Here is a 14,687-nt window from a genome sequence, read left to right as displayed (position 1 = left end):
GAGGAACGAATATTCCTGTCAATACATACTTAGGAGTGATTTTTTATGGACGATTACATCGACACTCTGCTTTTTGCCCTCCGCCAGAGAGAATGCACTCCACTCACAGCGGAATACCGCTGCCGGGAACGGCAAGAATCCCAGGCCCTGAGCGAACTGGAGGAAACCTTCTCCCCAGAGCAGAAAGATCTTTTCCTCTTCTATGAGGCCGCCCGCAACGCCACCAGTGACGCCTATGTGGACTGGGTCGCCCGCAAGGCCTTCCTCCTGGCCCGGGAAATCTACCGCTGAACCGCCTCGCCGTACAGCGCCCAGGTGTTGCTGCCGGTAATCCTCACGTGGATGAACTTCCCGATCAGCTCCTTCCCGCCCTTCAGCCGCACCAGACGGTTGCCCTCCGTGCGGGAGGAGAGGGGGAACTCCCCGTCGCCGCTCTCGCCGTCCACCAGCACCTGCACGGTTTTACCCACGTACGCGGCGTGGAGAGCGGCGGATTTGGCGTTCTGCACCTCCAGGAGCTTGTCAAACCACTTCTGCTTCTCCGCCCGGGGGAAGGGGTCCGGCAGCTCCGCCGCCTTCGTGCCGGGGCGGGGGGAGTAGAGGAAGGTGAAGAGGGCGTCAAAGCCCACCTCCTCCACCAGGGAGACCGTTTCCATGGCCTCCGCCTCCGTCTCGCCGGGAAAGCCGATGATCACATCGGAAGTCACCACCAGCTCCGGCATGAGGGAGCGGGCGTAAGCAATCAACTCCAGGTACTGCTCCCGGGTGTAGCGGCGGTTCATCTCCCGCAGCACCCGATCGCTGCCGGACTGGAAGGGGAGGTGGAGCTGCTTGGCGACATGGGAGCAGCGGGCCATGGTGTCAAAGAGTTTCCTGGTTGCGTCCTTGGGGTGGCTGGACATGAAGCGAATCCAGTAGTCCCCGGGAATCCGGTCGATCTCGGAGAGCAGGTCCGCAAAGTCGTACCCGCTGCCCAGGTCGTTTCCGTAGGAGTTCACGTTCTGGCCCAGCAGGGTGATGTCCCTGTACCCGGCTTCCACCAGCTCCCGGACCTCTGAGAGCACCGCCTGGGGGTCCCGGCTCCGCTCCCGGCCCCGGACATAGGGCACAATGCAGTAGGAGCAGAAGTTGTTGCACCCATACATGATGGAGACCCAGGCCTTGACCCCCTTCTCCCGCACCACGGGGAGGCCCTCGGCAATGGTGCCGTGCTCGTCCTGGACAGAGAACACCCGACGGCGGCTCTCATAGACCTGCCAGAGAAGCTCCGGGAATTTCCACAGGGCGTGGGGCCCGAATACCAGGTTCACATGGGGATAGGATTTTTTGATCCGCTCCGACACCCGCTGCTCCTGGGCCATGCAGCCGCACAGGGCGATGATCTGCTCCGGGTTCTCCTTCTTCGTGTGGGTCAACGCCCCCAGGTTGCCGAACACCCGGTCCTCCGCGTGCTCCCGGACGGCGCAGGTATTAAGAATCACCACGTCCGCCTCCTTGGGGTCGGCGGTGAGGGTGAAGCCGCACGATTCCAGCATCCCCATGAGCTTTTGGCCGTCCGCCACGTTCTGCTGACAGCCGAAGGTGTCCACGCAGGCCAGGGGATGGGCCTGCCGGGCGGCGAACATCGCCCGAATCCTCTCTTCAAATTCCCGCTGGCGCTCAAGCTCCGCCTCCGGGACCAGTACGCGTTCTCGTTCCAAACCGATTCCTCCGGACATTTTGATACTTTAACTGATTCATGATATCATAAACGGCAAAAAAGTACAAGAAAGAAAACCGGAGCGCTCAAAATCAGGGTTGATGGGGCGCAACTCCGGCGATCTCACCAGGCAAGGGCATAAACATAACGGTATGATAATCAATCATGCCACAAATGGAAAGCAGGGGGGCTGGACAACATGAATACACCTGTATTAAAAACGAAACGCCTAATTTTAAGAAAGTTTACAAAAAAAGATATCCAGGCTCTGTTTCTGATTCTCAAGGATGAAGAGGCGAATCAGTTTCTGCCGTGGTATCCATTAAAAAGTCTGGAAGAAGCAAAGAACTTTTACGAGGAAAGATATGCTGCCAAATATGCACAGCCGCAGGCTTATGCTTACGCTGTCTGCCTGAAAGAGGATGATTTCCCAATCGGTTATATCAAGGTTGATCTGGAAGAGCCTCACGATTTTGGCTATGGACTTCGTAAAGAGTTTTGGCACCGGGGAATTGCGACCGAAGCTGGAAAAGCCGTGGTGGAGCAAGTAAAGAAAGACGGTTTAGCATATATCACGGCAACCCACGACAAAAACAATCCGAGAAGCGGCAATGTGATGAAAAAGCTAGGCATGAAATACTGCTATTCCTATGAAGAGCAATGGCAGCCGAAAGACTTTCCTGTTATATTTAGAATGTATCAGCTCAATTTTGATGGCAACACAGATTTCGTATGTCAAAAATATTGGAACGAGTCGGAAAAACATTTTATTGAGGCATGATAGGGCGGGCTGACAATCTGATATCATGCAGCAACCAAAAATCCCGGCAGATCATTCACCGATTTGCCGGGCATCCTCATATCAACACAAACCTAGAACAGGGAGAACTGGCGGCATGGCCCAGGTCCCGCGTACTCCTGCGGGGCGCGGAGGCAGACAAAGGGCGCGGCTTAAAAAGCCGCGCCCTCAAATTCCTTACGCCATTTTCTCCACCAGACGGCTAAACCGCTTGGGGTCCACGTCATCCTCAGCCACCACATGGACCCGCTGTCCCACCAGCGCCATCAGCCCCAGCAGGGAGCGGGCGTCCAGCATGAGCGTATCCGTGCTCAGCCACACCTCGTAGGGGGCCTCGCACGCCAGCCGGTTGATCTTTTCCACCTGTTCCGGCGTTTTGATCTCAATCGTTCTGTTCATCCTTGTTCCTCCTTTTCCGGAATTCTGGGTTCTTCTGGAACGCTTCCCATTCTAACAGGAGAGGAATGCCCCGTCAACCAAAAATTTTCTCATAAATATCATGAGTAATCGTTTTCTTTTCGTACATTATGGCAAATATACCTTGTTTTTATACGTTTTTCTTTTCACAAAAATATAAAGCGGCCCCGACGGGGCCGCTTCGCATCAGGTCGCCCGGAGCTTCCGGAGCCGAGCCTCAAATTCCTCCGGCAGGGGGCAGGTGAGCTCCACCAGCCCGCCGGTGCGGGGGTGGCGGAACCGCAGCCCCACCGCATGGAGGCACTGGCCCTGGAGACCGGGAACCGCCCTTTTATTCCCGTACACCGTGTCCCCCAGGATGGGGTGGCCGATGTAGGCCATATGGACGCGGATCTGGTGGGTGCGGCCGGTCTCCAGGCGGCACTCCACATAGGTAAAGCCCGGGAATCGCTCCAGCACCCGCCAGTGGGTCACGGCACTGCGGCCGCCAGCGACGACGGCCATTTTCTTGCGGTCCGTGGGGTGGCGGCCGATGGGGGCGTCCACGGTGCCCGCGTCCTCCCGCAGCCCGCCGACGACAATGCACTGGTAGACCCGGGCCAGGGTGTGGTCCTGGAGCTGGGCGGCAAGGCGCTGGTGGGCCAGGTCGTTCTTCGCCGCGATGATGAGTCCGGAGGTGTCCTGGTCAATCCGGTGGACGATGCCCGGGCGCAGCTCCCCGCCGATGCCGGAGAGACTGTCCCCGCAGTGGTGGAGCAGGGCGTTGACCAGCGTGCCGTCCGGATGGCCGGGGGCCGGGTGGACCACCAGCCCCTTGGGCTTGTTCACCACGATCACGTCCTCATCCTCGTACACCACGTCCAGAGGGATGTCCTCCGGCCCCACCTCCGCTGGCGTTGGGTCCGGCAGCAGCACCTCCACCGTCTCGCCGGGGGTCAGGCGGTCCCGCTTGGCAAGGGGCTTTCCATTCCTGGTGACGCGCCCCTCCTCCAAAAGGCGCGCGGCAGCGGAGCGGCTGAGCGCCTCCACCCGGGCCGCCAGCCACACGTCCGCCCGGAGGCCGCCCTCCTCAGGCGTTGTCCGCAGGGTCAGCCGTTCCATCCGTTCCGCCTCGCTTGTCGTGTTTTTCATAGAACCATAGATAATAGACCGCCCCCAGCACGGCGCCGGACACCACGCACACATCCGCCGCGTTGAAGGTGGGATAGGAGGGCCAGAAGGGGAAGTAGAGCATGTCCACCACATACCCCAGCCGCACCCGGTCGATGAGGTTGCCAAGGCCGCCGGCGATGATCAGCATCCCCGCGGCCACACCCAGCGGATGCCGGATCAGCCGCCGCGCCAGGGCAACGGCCACCGCCAGCACGATGCAGCCCGTCACCGCCACCAACAGCCACCGCTGGCCGGAGAAGCTGGACCAGGCCGCGCCGTAGTTGTGGACGGCGCGCAGCCCTAAAACGCCCGGCAGGAAGTCCATCGTCTCCCCCAGAGGGAGATTGGCGGTAATCCAGGCTTTGGACCACTGGTCCAGGGCCAGCAGACCCAGGGCCAGCAGGGAACAGACAGCATAGAACATGAATGATAGCTCCTTATGACGCAGACTTCCCGCTCAGTTTACACGCTTTCGCGGAAAATTGCAACCGCCGGACCGATACGCCGCAGAAAAAAGCCCAGAGGCCAACTGGCCTCCGGGCTCGTTCTTCAGAATCTTTCCGCCCCGGTCAGAACGCTCCGAGCGCGGCGGACTTTGCGATCCCTCGGGGCCCCCGCGGAAGCCCTATGGCTTCCGTGGGGAGGCGTCAGCGCAAGGGAGCGGGTGAGGAATTCCCGTCAGGGAGTTCCCAGCATAGCGGACTTTGCGATCCCTCGGGGCCCCTGCGGAAGCCCTATGGCTTCCGTGGGGAGGCGTCAGCGCAAGGGAGCGGGTGAGGAATTCCCGTCAGGGAGTTCCGAGCACAGCGGACTTTGCGATGACGCCTGCGCACCGGGGGCAGAGGGTGGGGTGGGCCGGGTCGGAGCCCACGGCGGGGGACTGCTTCCAGCACCGTTCGCACTTGGCGCCCTCGGCGCCCTCCACGCTGACAGATAGCCCGCCGCCTACGCTCGCCTCTGCCTGGGAGACAATCAGCAGATCCGCCAGGGTTTCGGCGTCCATCTCGGCAAGGAAGGCATCCTCCGCCGGGACGGTCAGCTTCACCTTGGCCTCCAGGGCCTTGCCAATCTTCTTCTCGGCACGGGCGGCCTCCAGCGCGCCGTTGACGGCGTCCCGGACGGCGATCAGCCGGTCCCAGCGGGCCATGGCGGCCTCGTCCAGGGCATAGCCGGCAAAGGGCTGGTTCATCTCGTTGAACACTACGTTCCGCCCGTCGTCGCCGGAGCGGTGGGGCATCACCTGCCAGATCTCGTCGCAGGTAAAGCAGAGGATGGGGGCCATGATTTTCGTCATGGTGTCGAGAATCAGGAACAGCGCGGTCTGGGCGCTGCGGCGCTTCTCTCCGTCGGTCTCGTCGCAGTAGAGCCGGTCCTTGATGATATCCAGGTAGAAGTTGCTCATCTCCACCACGCAGAAGTCGTTGATGGCGTGGGTGACGGCGTTGAACTCGTAGTCGTCGTAGGCCTGGAAGCACTTGGCGATCAGGCCGTTCAGCCGGGTGACGGCCCAGCGGTCCAGCTCCAGCATCTCCTCCGGCGCCACCAGGCGGTCCGGGTCAAAGCCGTTGAGGTTGCCCAGGCAGTAGCGGGCGGTGTTGCGGAATTTCAGATAATTCTGGCTCAGCTGCTTGAAGATGCCGTCGGAGCAGCGCATGTCCGCGTGGTAGTCCGCGCTGGCCGCCCACAGCCGCAGCAGGTCCGCGCCGTACTTGTCGAAAATCTCATAGGGGTCCATGCCGTTGCCCAGAGACTTGTGCATGGCCTTGCCCTCGCCGTCCACGGTCCAGCCGTGGGTGATGCACTCCTTGAAGGGCGCGCCCTGGCCCAGGGCGCCCACGGCGGTGAGCAGGGAGGACTGGAACCAGCCGCGGTACTGATCCAGACCCTCCATATACACGTTGGCGGGCCAGAAGCCCTGATCCCGCTTCATGGCGGCGAAGTGGGTGGAGCCGGAGTCAAACCAGCCGTCCAGGGTGTCCTCCTCCTTGGTGAAGCCGCTCTTGCCGCCGCAGTGGGGGCAGGTGAAGCCGGCGGGCAGGATCTCCTCGGCCTCCCTGGCAAACCAGGCGTTGGAACCCTCCTTCTCAAAGAGAGCGGAGATGGCGGCAATGGTCTCGTCGGTGCACACGGGCTTGCCGCAGTCCTTGCAGTAGACCACGGGGATGGGCAGGCCCCAGCGGCGCTGGCGGGAGATGCACCAGTCGCTGCGCTCCCGGACCATGGCCTTGATCCGGTCGATGCCCCAGCCGGGGACCCAGCGCACGTCGTCGCAGGCGGCGACAGCCTCCTCCTTGAAGGAGTCCACGGAGCAGAACCACTGGGGCGTTGCCCGGAAGATGATGGGGTGCTTGCAGCGCCAGCAGTGGGGATAGCTGTGGACGATGTCCTCCTGGGCGAAGAGCGCCCCGCTCTCCTTCATATCGTTCAGAATGACGGGGTTGGAGTCCTCCGTCTTCATGCCAGCATATTTGCCGGCGTAGTCCGTGTGGCGGCCCTGATCGTCCACGGGCACCACCATGTCGATGCCGTAGCGGCGGCAGGTCTCATAGTCGTCCGCGCCAAAGCCCGGAGCAGTGTGGACGCAGCCGGTGCCGGAGTCCATGGTGACATAGTCCGCCACCACCAGACGGGAGGTCTTAGGCAGGAAGGGGTGATCCGCCAGCATGTTCTCAAAGAAGGAGCCAGGGTGGGTCTCCAAGATCTCGTAGCTGGCAAAGCCGCCAACTCCCATGACCTTCTCCGTCAGGGCCTCGGCCATGATATAGACCTCACCGTTCGGGGCCTTCACCAGGGCATAGCTCTCGTCGGGGTGGAGGGCAATGGCCAGGTTCCCGGGGAGGGTCCAGATGGTGGTGGTCCAGATCACGAAAAAGAGCTTGTCATAGCCCCCCAGCTTGCCGCAGTCGTCGTGCATGGGGAACTTCACATAGACCGTGGTGCAGGGGTCGTCCTGATACTCGATCTCCGCCTCCGCCAGGGCGGTCTCGTCGTGGGGGCACCAGTACACGGGCTTGAAGCCCTTGTAGATATAGCCCTTGTTGTACATGGCGCCGAAAACCTTCACCTCCTCGGCTTCAAAGCCGGGGTTCATGGTGAGGTAGGGGTGGGCCCAGTCTCCGACAACGCCCATCCGCTGGAAGCCCTCGCTCTGTACATCCACATAGTGCTGGGCATAGGCGTGGCAGGCGGAGCGGAACTCCGGCACGCTCATGGCCTTGCGGTTGAGCTTCTGCTCCTTGATGATGGCGGACTCGATGGGCATGCCGTGGTTGTCCCAGCCGGGGATATAGGGGGTGTAGTAGCCCCGCATGGCGTAGGAGCGGGTGATGAAGTCCTTGATGGACTTATTGAGGGCGTGGCCCATGTGCAGCGCGCCGTTAGAGAACGGAGGGCCGTCGTGGAGGGAGAAGCGGGGCTTGCCCTCGTTCTTCTTCAAAAGCTCCCCGTAGACGTCGATCTTCTTCCAGCGCGCCAGCATCTCCGGCTCCCGCTTGGGCAGGCCCGCCCGCATGGGGAAGTCGGTCTTTGGCAGATTGATGGTCTTGTTGTAATCCATAATGTTCCTCCTGTGATGATGGTAAGAAAAATCATTGAGCCCATGGTCTTTCGGAGAGGGGGCGGCTCAGGCTCTGCGCACCAGGATCACGCCGCACTGAAGGCACCGGTCGGCCGTGTTCCCCAGCACGCCGGAAGATAGACGGCGGGGTTCCACCACCAGATCACCGGCATCCAGCATGGAGGTCCACCGCAGGTCACTTTTTGTCCAGATGATCCGGCTGTAAGCGCCTGCGCTTAAGTGCCCCCGCAGCATTCTGCCGCCGCAGAGGGGGCATTTCATCTCCCCCATTTCCGTCTCCTTTCTCCGCGAAAAAAGAAAAACGCCCTGTCTCCCCCAAGAGACAAAGCGCTAACACTCTGCGGTACCACTCTTCTTGCCAGCTCCCTTGCGGGACGCGGCCCCTCATGCCCGCTGTCACGGGCCGATGCTTTAACGGGCATCACACGTCCACACTTACTCGCGTCGTCTTTCAGCAGGAGGCTCCCAGGGGATATTCGCCTCCGTTCCTCTCCGCCTTGCACCATGCGGCGGCTCTCTTCGCAGGAATCCGGGGGGTACTCGTCCTGATCTACGCCAGAATGATTCAATTCCTGCACTATCATATCATGTTTTCGCCGTTTGTCAACCAAAAAGCCGTGAAAAGTTTCCGCGGAATCAGCTCCCATGAGAGACCGGAGAGGAGCGCGCCCCACCCGCCCGATTCCAACAGAGCGGCGGGACCCCTTTGAGGAGGACTGCCATATCTTTCAAAACCGGAAGGCGTTCCCGCCCTGGCTCCCCCTGAACCTCTGGAGAAGCGGCGCCGCGCGAGCGATCTCCATATCTCCACGGACGCGTGTCACGGTCTGGGCGATGGGCCCCGGTTCCAGAGCCTGGCGGCGGACCGTGGGTCTCACCGCTGCTCACGACGTAAACAGCCCCCACGGCAACGCCGTCACGGGGCGGATGCGCGACTCCTGCCGGGAGCAGCGGCTGATTTCCCCGTGGTTTTCCACATGTGCCAGCGGAACCTGGACGGCGGCCGGGCAGTACTGGAACCGCCGCGCTTCATCCAGGCGCCCAGAAAGCGCCGCCTGGAGCAGGCGGCGCTTTCTTTCATGCGCTTTGAGGTTCTGCGTGCTCATAGACAAACTCCTGCGCCTTGCGCAGGGCAGCCATGGCGCGCAAGCTCTCCTGAACGCCCGGGTCCTCCCACCCCTTTGGCGCCTCTCTCTCATAGCCGTAGGTGATCAGCCAATCCGGTTTGCAGGCCTCCAAATCCTCCTGGGTGATCTCCAGATTTTCCGCGCGCAAAATTCCGTACATCACCAGGTCCCGCTTGACGGAGTCCTGCGCATTTTCCCGGCACAACGCGTCCAACCCTTCCTCATTGGTTCCGAAAAACTGCCGCAGATAGTCGTCCAGCTCCATTCCATACTCCCGGGCAAAGGCCAGATAGCACTCCCGGAAATCCTCCTCATACTCCCGCAGCTCCGCCTCCGGATATTGAAGGACCGTGCTGGTGTCCACCGCGATTTCCCACAGGGCGTTTTTGTTGGTCTCCACATACTGGCTGAAATCAATCGCCGTTACCAGGACCTCTATTTCCACATTCCGCCCGGAAAACTCCGGCTGCTCCTCATAGGGGTCCGGAAAGACAAGCCGCACCGTGGCCGGCTCCCCCACCCGCAGCCCGATCAGGGCGTCGTCAAAGCCCTCCAGGAAATTGGAGTACCCCACTTCAAAAGTATAAGTCCCCCGGAAGGGAGTCTCCACCCCCTCCACTGCGGCTTCCAGCTCCGCCGTCACCAGGTCATAGGGCTCCACCGTGTCCCGCCCGGTATCTCCGTAGGGAAGGTATGGAATCGCGCTGTAAGTCCCCAGCTCAATGTATGCGGAGAGATCATAGTCATAGGGAACCGGCTCCTGGCTGCATCCCGCCAGCAGCAGGACCACCGCCAGCACGGCAGGCAGTAAGCGCTTGTTCAATCTCATCACCCTCCCAAAATTTCAGCTCCGGTGGACCCCCGGCAGCATGCGTTGGGGGTCCACCGGAGCGATTAGAAACCTCTTATTGATAGATATCCCACGCGGCCGTGGTCTTGTTTGTATAGTCAAAATACCGGAACAAATCCGTGATCCCGTAGGCCGTGGCGTAGTTGACAGAACTCCCGTAGACAGCGTTGGGCAGCACAATCCACTCCGCGCCCCACTTATCCATGTTTTCAATTGCCAGCTCCACTCTGGACACCGCGTCCACATCCTCGGCGCTGAAAATCTGGCTGATGTCGTTCAGGTCGTCGCCCACCACCATGGCGATATGATGGGAGCTCAGCTGCAGCTTTTCCGGATACGCCTTGGACTCGGCCACACGTTCGCCGGTGGCCCAGGTGCCGCCGGTGGCGATGATCTGACGGATGCCCTCCTTGCTGGAGCCGTTGATCTTATTGTCGTTCACCAGCAGATGCACGCTGGCGCTGTAGTTGGGACTGGTCTTGTCATCCGTGGGGAAGCCCAGACGCTCCATGGACTCCATGGAGATATCATAGAAGGTCTTGCCCACCACCTCGTACACGGAGGAGCCGATGATGCTTCCATCCTTTGCCTTGTAACCGGTCTGCCCGGCGTACTGGGGCTGGCTGGTCTTGTAGCCCTGGTCGTAGCGGTTGGTCACATAGTAGACCTCAATCCCGTTTTCCACACAGTGGTTGATGAACTCCACCGCGCCGGGCAGCGCCGTGCAGCCGTCGCTCATGACAAAGTCCGCAAAGGATTTGTTGGTCCACTCCCCGTTGCGGCCCAGAATATTGGCGGTATAATGCACGCCGTCCACCAGCGTGTCGTCAATATCGCTCACCACGGCAACCCGCTTGCCCTGGTACATCAGCTGCTTCCCGCCGTTGGCCGTCTGCCAGTAATAACCCGTCTGATCCTTGGCGGCGTCAGCGGCGGCGGCCATCTCATCCACGTTCTCCTTGGCAATGTTGAATGCCTGCATCATCAGCGCATGAGCCTCAGCGGACATCTGCCATGCCGCGGCGCCCACCAGATACTCATAGTCCGCCACAGGGGAGTAGACTCCCGTGGCCTGCTTCAGGCCCTCCACAACAACGCTCCCCGTCGCGCTGTCGTACCTCACGTCAGCGCCAACGGCCTCTCCCAGAGCCCGAACGCCCGCCATGGTAATGCCATCCTCCATCCACAGCGTGTCCTCGTTGAACTGGCTGGTCAGGTCTTTGCCGTCCACCACAATTTTCACATCGGTGTTTGCTCCCTCCGGAGCCGCTGCTGCCGGAATCGCCAGGGCAAAGAGCATCACCAGCATAACAGCCAGGGAACTGATCCGTTTTTTCATCATTCTTGAATTTCCCCCTTTTTTATTTTGTTTGTAAAATCGCAGAAGGCACACCAAGACGGCATCTTCCCCCTTGCAGCGCCTTCATTCATTTTTATCATAGTCTCTTTATAAAATTTGTCAATTATAAAAACAATTTTATCTATATTTTTATTGATATGCACAATTTTCTAACAGGGTTCTTGTTGCTTTTCCGCAGTCAAATTGATACAGGGTTTCTTTATTTCCAGAAATTCACCGCCTCCGTCAGATAAATTGTCAGGGATTTCCGCCCTTTAAAAATTTCACTGGATTTTGATATCTTATCAATCTATATAGAAAAATAGAACCCATTTTTCTAAAAAACCAACATTTATTTTAAGAAGGGGCAGGCCCAGCCCGGCAATCATGTTCCAGCCAGGCAGCGGACTGTGTGTTTTGAAAATATGCGAGTGGCGGAGGTGCAAAATGATTCCAGCCCCATCTGTTCTAAATATAAGAACAGTAATGATATCAGTTTTTAACAAAATAAGAAATAATAAGTTGTATAATCTCACATATTTTATGAATTTTGCTTGCTTTTCCAAGATTGATAGCGTATGGTATAAAGTAAAGATTAAGGGAGGGAGGCATCAAAGAGCAGTTCCATCATTTTGCTGAAAGTCTGCGGTAGGCACTCCAATCCATGCGGGGAACCCGCAACCTTTTCCGGAGAAACGAGAGCGTACTTTTCTTGAAAGCTTTTAAGCAAAAATGGCAGTCTGGTATTTGATATAGGGAGGTAGAATTATGGCTTTGGATCAAAGTCAGGTCAAGCACGCCAGTTCTTTTAAAGAACAGTTTACCGCGCGTGCAATTATTATCGGAGTCGTTGGCTCCATCATTTTGACGTGCTCTTCCATGTTTGTGGCTCTGAAGGCGTCGTCCCTGCCCTGGCCCATCATGTTCGTGGCCCTGGCGTCCATGTTTGCCCTGAAGGCCATGGGCAACACCAATGTCAATGAGATTAACGTGGCCCATACCTGTATGTCCGCCGGTGCCATGGTGGCGGGCGGTCTGGCGTTTACCATTCCCGGCATTTTCATCTTGAACAATGATGCGGAGTTCAGCATTCTCAAGGTCATGCTGGTGACCGTTGGCGGCACGGTGCTGGGCCTGATTTTTACATCTCTCATTCGTAAGCACTTCGTGGTGGAGGCGGATATGCCCTACGCCATGGGTCAGGCCGCCGCCGAGGTCGTTGTCGTTGGCGACGAGGGCGGCAAGCAGACCGGCGCTCTGTTTGGTTCCCTGGGGATCGCCGGTCTCTGGACCGCCCTGCGGGACTGGTTTGCCGCCGTCCCCGCCATGACCAACTTTGGCTTCATGCAGAAATTTGGTTCCATGGGCGGCATCTGGTGGTCTCCCATGATGATCGCCGTAGGCTACCTGATCGGGCCGGCCACCATCTTTGTCTGGTTCCTGGGCGCGGTGATCGGTGATTTCGGCATCCTCATGGGCGGGCAGGCCTCCGGTCTGTGGGATGCGGCCACCGCCTCCGGCATCAAGAGCTCTTTGGGCCTCGGCTGGATGGTGGGCGTGGGCCTTGCCATCACCGCCAAGGAGATCATCCCCCGCGCCAAGTCCATCTTCGGCGGCATGTTCTCCAAGGGGCAGGCCGGCGACGCCATCGTTCCCATGCGCTGGGCTCCGATTGTGATTTTGATTCTGGCAGTTTCGTTTATCTTCGTTCTGGATCTGCCCGTTGTAGCCGTCATCATCACCCTGCTGGGCGTGTGGCTGACCACCGCCATGTCCTCTCAGTGCGTGGGCCAGTCCGGCATTAACCCGATGGAGGTCTTCGGCATCTTTGTCATGGCCATCGCCAAGGTGGCCTGCAATCTGGAGGTTACACAGGCTGTGTTCGTGGCCGGCATCGTGGCGATTGCGGCGGGTCTGACCGGCGACGTGATGAACGATTTCAAGTCCGGCAGCATCCTTCACACCGATCCGAAGGCCCAGTGGTACGGCGAGGTGATCGGCGGCGTCATCGGCGCCGTGGTGGCGTCCGGCGTGATGCTGGTGCTGGTCAAGGCCTATGGCGGCGGCGTGTTCGGCAGCGAGATGTTCCCGGCGGCCCAGGCGGCGGCGGTTGCCTCCGTGGTGGGCGGCATTGCCAACGTCCCCGTGTTCTTCGGCGGACTGATCGCCTCCATTGTCATCTACTTCATCACCCCCCGCTTCACCATGCTGGGCCTGGGCATCTATCTGCCCTTCTATCTGTCCTTCACCGCATGCCTGGGCGGTCTGGTGCGCTTTATCACTGAGAAGGCCGCTCCCAAGTTCGCGCAGGGCAGCACGGGCAACGTCATTGCCTCCGGCCTGCTGGCTGGCGAAGGCTGCGTCGGCGTTGTGATTGCCTTGGTCCAGGCCATTCAGATTTTGACAGCGGCATAATTTGGCTGTATCATCGTTGTATTCAATTGCTTCAGCGGAGAGCTGGGGGCCGCAGCAGAACATTTGCGGCCCCTTTCTCTCCGGGTTTTTCAATATCAGGAGGTTGGATTTATGAAAGAAATTCCCGTTTCCCAAATCAAGGGCTTTAAAATTGGCCATGCCCAGGATTTGGAGCATGCCACCGGCTGCACCGCGATCCTCTGCGAACAGGGCGCCTGGGCCGGCGTGGACGTCCGGGGCGGAAGCCCCGCTTCCCGGGAGACGGAGCTTCTCCGTCCCGTGAACACCGTCCAGCAGATCAACTGTGTGATGCTCTCCGGCGGCAGCGCCTTCGGCCTGGAGGCTGGCGACGGCGCCATGCAGTTCCTGGAGGAGAAGGGCTTTGGCTTTGACACCGGCTTTGGCAAGGTGCCCATCGTCTGCGGCGCGTCCCTCTTCGACCTGGAGCTGGTGACCAACAAGGTCCGGCCCGACAAGGCCATGGGCTATGCCGCCTGCGTCAACGCCTACAGCGGCCAGGAGCCCGCCGAGGGCAACGTGGGCGCCGGCACCGGGGCTACCGTGGGCAAGTTCCATGGGCCCAGCGGCATGATGAAGGCGGGCCTCGGCATCTACGCCGCTCAGGTGGGCGCAGTGCAGTGTGCCGCGATTGTGGCGGTCAATGCCCTGGGTGACATCATTGACTATGACGACAAGCACCTGATGGCGGGCCTCCTCACGGAGGACAAGTCTGCGATGGCGGACACCGTCAAGGTGATGTATGACGAGATTGAGCGCAACCGGGCACTGTGGGGCGGAAACACCACCATCGGCTGCGTCATCACCAACGCCAAGCTGGACAAGAGCCAGTGCAACAAGCTGGCCAGTATTGCCCATAACGGCTTTGCCCAGGCCATCCGGCCGGTTCATTCCACCGCCGACGGCGACACTATCTTCCTCATGGCCTCCGGCGAGGTGGAGGTAGGCGTGGACGCCGTTGGAGCCCTTGTCACCGAGTGCATGGGCCGGGCCATCAACCGGGCGGCTCTCACCGCCGAGCCGGCCTATGGCCTGAAAGCCGCAAGAGATTTTTGCTGAACTCCAAAGCTGAAAAAGCCCCCGCATCCAGTGGATGCGGGGGCTTTCCGTCTTTGAAACGGTAAATGATGAAACACGAACGGCCGCTTTTTCCTGCCGCTTCACGGCAGCTCGTCTGGAGGCCGGCCGGTGTTCCCCGGCGCTTTGAAGCGCACCGGAGAATACGGTCTCTTTTGCCGGGGGAAACTGCCGTCCCCAGCCTGAGATGCCCCGCATCCATTGAGATGCAGGGCAT

At 59.8% G+C, this 14,687-nt stretch carries 13 protein-coding genes; 4 read left to right on the top strand and 9 right to left on the bottom strand.

The window, feature by feature from the left end:
* Positions 1-45 precede the first annotated feature (45 nt).
* Positions 46-291, top strand: a complete 246-nt coding sequence (locus KJS55_RS07390; protein ID WP_187030129.1) for a hypothetical protein — start codon at positions 46-48, stop codon at positions 289-291.
* Here KJS55_RS07390 and miaB read toward each other — a convergent pair.
* Positions 282-1,700, bottom strand: a complete 1,419-nt coding sequence (gene miaB / locus KJS55_RS07385; protein WP_228300485.1) for a tRNA (N6-isopentenyl adenosine(37)-C2)-methylthiotransferase MiaB — start codon at positions 1,698-1,700, stop codon at positions 282-284. The two genes, KJS55_RS07390 and miaB, sit on opposite strands and share 10 nt — an antisense overlap.
* A 198-nt stretch (positions 1,701-1,898) precedes the next feature.
* Here miaB and KJS55_RS07380 point away from each other — a divergent pair, with 198 nt between their 5' ends.
* Complete coding sequence (locus KJS55_RS07380) at positions 1,899-2,480, top strand: GNAT family N-acetyltransferase (protein WP_213543021.1); 582 nt, start codon at positions 1,899-1,901, stop codon at positions 2,478-2,480.
* 195 nt (positions 2,481-2,675) lie between these two features.
* Here KJS55_RS07380 and KJS55_RS07375 read toward each other — a convergent pair whose 3' ends face one another.
* The 8 genes from KJS55_RS07375 to KJS55_RS07340 all read right to left on the bottom strand — a co-directional run bounded on the left by KJS55_RS07375 (position 2,676) and on the right by KJS55_RS07340 (position 10,963).
* On the bottom strand, positions 2,676-2,897 hold the full coding sequence (locus KJS55_RS07375) for an HPr family phosphocarrier protein (RefSeq protein WP_187030121.1): 222 nt from the start codon (positions 2,895-2,897) through the stop codon (positions 2,676-2,678).
* A gap of 204 nt (positions 2,898-3,101) precedes the next feature.
* The gene (locus tag KJS55_RS07370) at positions 3,102-4,016 is read right to left on the bottom strand and encodes an RluA family pseudouridine synthase (protein WP_213543020.1); all 915 of its coding nucleotides are present in this window, start codon (positions 4,014-4,016) and stop codon (positions 3,102-3,104) included.
* Positions 3,985-4,491, bottom strand: coding sequence for a signal peptidase II (lspA, locus tag KJS55_RS07365; protein ID WP_187030117.1), 507 nt, complete (start codon positions 4,489-4,491; stop codon positions 3,985-3,987). The genes KJS55_RS07370 and lspA overlap by 32 nt, the downstream gene beginning before the upstream one ends.
* A gap of 363 nt (positions 4,492-4,854) precedes the next feature.
* Positions 4,855-7,623: an isoleucine--tRNA ligase gene (gene ileS, locus KJS55_RS07360; protein WP_213543019.1), complete on the bottom strand. Its 2,769-nt coding sequence runs from the start codon at positions 7,621-7,623 to the stop codon at positions 4,855-4,857.
* Positions 7,624-7,689: 66 nt separating this feature from the next.
* Positions 7,690-7,914 (bottom strand): PF20097 family protein, encoded by a 225-nt coding sequence (locus tag KJS55_RS07355; RefSeq protein WP_187030113.1) that lies wholly within the window; start codon positions 7,912-7,914, stop codon positions 7,690-7,692.
* Positions 7,915-8,528: 614 nt separating this feature from the next.
* Positions 8,529-8,750, bottom strand: coding sequence for a hypothetical protein (locus KJS55_RS07350; protein WP_187030111.1), 222 nt, complete (start codon positions 8,748-8,750; stop codon positions 8,529-8,531).
* Entirely contained in the window at positions 8,722-9,594 is an 873-nt protein-coding gene (locus KJS55_RS07345; protein WP_213543018.1) for an FKBP-type peptidyl-prolyl cis-trans isomerase, read from the bottom strand. Before KJS55_RS07345 ends, KJS55_RS07350 begins: the two co-directional genes overlap by 29 nt.
* A gap of 82 nt (positions 9,595-9,676) precedes the next feature.
* Positions 9,677-10,963, bottom strand: coding sequence for an HAD family acid phosphatase (locus tag KJS55_RS07340; protein ID WP_213543017.1), 1,287 nt, complete (start codon positions 10,961-10,963; stop codon positions 9,677-9,679).
* Between the two features lie 765 nt (positions 10,964-11,728).
* Between KJS55_RS07340 and KJS55_RS07335 the strand changes: the two genes are divergently transcribed.
* Complete coding sequence (locus tag KJS55_RS07335; RefSeq protein ID WP_187030108.1) at positions 11,729-13,375, top strand: OPT/YSL family transporter; 1,647 nt, start codon at positions 11,729-11,731, stop codon at positions 13,373-13,375.
* Positions 13,376-13,486: 111 nt separating this feature from the next.
* Positions 13,487-14,452 (top strand): P1 family peptidase, encoded by a 966-nt coding sequence (locus KJS55_RS07330; RefSeq protein ID WP_187030107.1) that lies wholly within the window; start codon positions 13,487-13,489, stop codon positions 14,450-14,452.
* Positions 14,453-14,687: the final 235 nt, after the last annotated feature.

Origin of the sequence: Pusillibacter faecalis (assembly GCF_018408705.1) — a bacterium.
Lineage (GTDB): Bacteria > Bacillota > Clostridia > Oscillospirales > Oscillospiraceae > Oscillibacter > Oscillibacter faecalis.
This window is presented reverse-complemented; position numbering and strand designations above follow the sequence as displayed.

Bases quoted from the DNA above. Each gene is read 5' to 3' on its own strand.
- ileS (WP_213543019.1), bottom strand. From the start codon at position 7,623: ATGGATTACAACAAGACCATCAATCTGCCAAAGACCGACTTCCCCATG.
- KJS55_RS07335 (WP_187030108.1), top strand. From the start codon at position 11,729: ATGGCTTTGGATCAAAGTCAGGTCAAGCACGCCAGTTCTTTTAAAGAA.
- KJS55_RS07380 (WP_213543021.1), top strand. From the start codon at position 1,899: ATGAATACACCTGTATTAAAAACGAAACGCCTAATTTTAAGAAAGTTT.
- KJS55_RS07375 (WP_187030121.1), bottom strand. From the start codon at position 2,897: ATGAACAGAACGATTGAGATCAAAACGCCGGAACAGGTGGAAAAGATC.
- KJS55_RS07355 (WP_187030113.1), bottom strand. From the start codon at position 7,914: ATGGGGGAGATGAAATGCCCCCTCTGCGGCGGCAGAATGCTGCGGGGG.
- KJS55_RS07340 (WP_213543017.1), bottom strand. From the start codon at position 10,963: ATGATGAAAAAACGGATCAGTTCCCTGGCTGTTATGCTGGTGATGCTC.
- KJS55_RS07390 (WP_187030129.1), top strand. From the start codon at position 46: ATGGACGATTACATCGACACTCTGCTTTTTGCCCTCCGCCAGAGAGAA.
- KJS55_RS07370 (WP_213543020.1), bottom strand. From the start codon at position 4,016: ATGGAACGGCTGACCCTGCGGACAACGCCTGAGGAGGGCGGCCTCCGG.
- lspA (WP_187030117.1), bottom strand. From the start codon at position 4,491: ATGTTCTATGCTGTCTGTTCCCTGCTGGCCCTGGGTCTGCTGGCCCTG.
- KJS55_RS07330 (WP_187030107.1), top strand. From the start codon at position 13,487: ATGAAAGAAATTCCCGTTTCCCAAATCAAGGGCTTTAAAATTGGCCAT.
- KJS55_RS07350 (WP_187030111.1), bottom strand. From the start codon at position 8,750: ATGAGCACGCAGAACCTCAAAGCGCATGAAAGAAAGCGCCGCCTGCTC.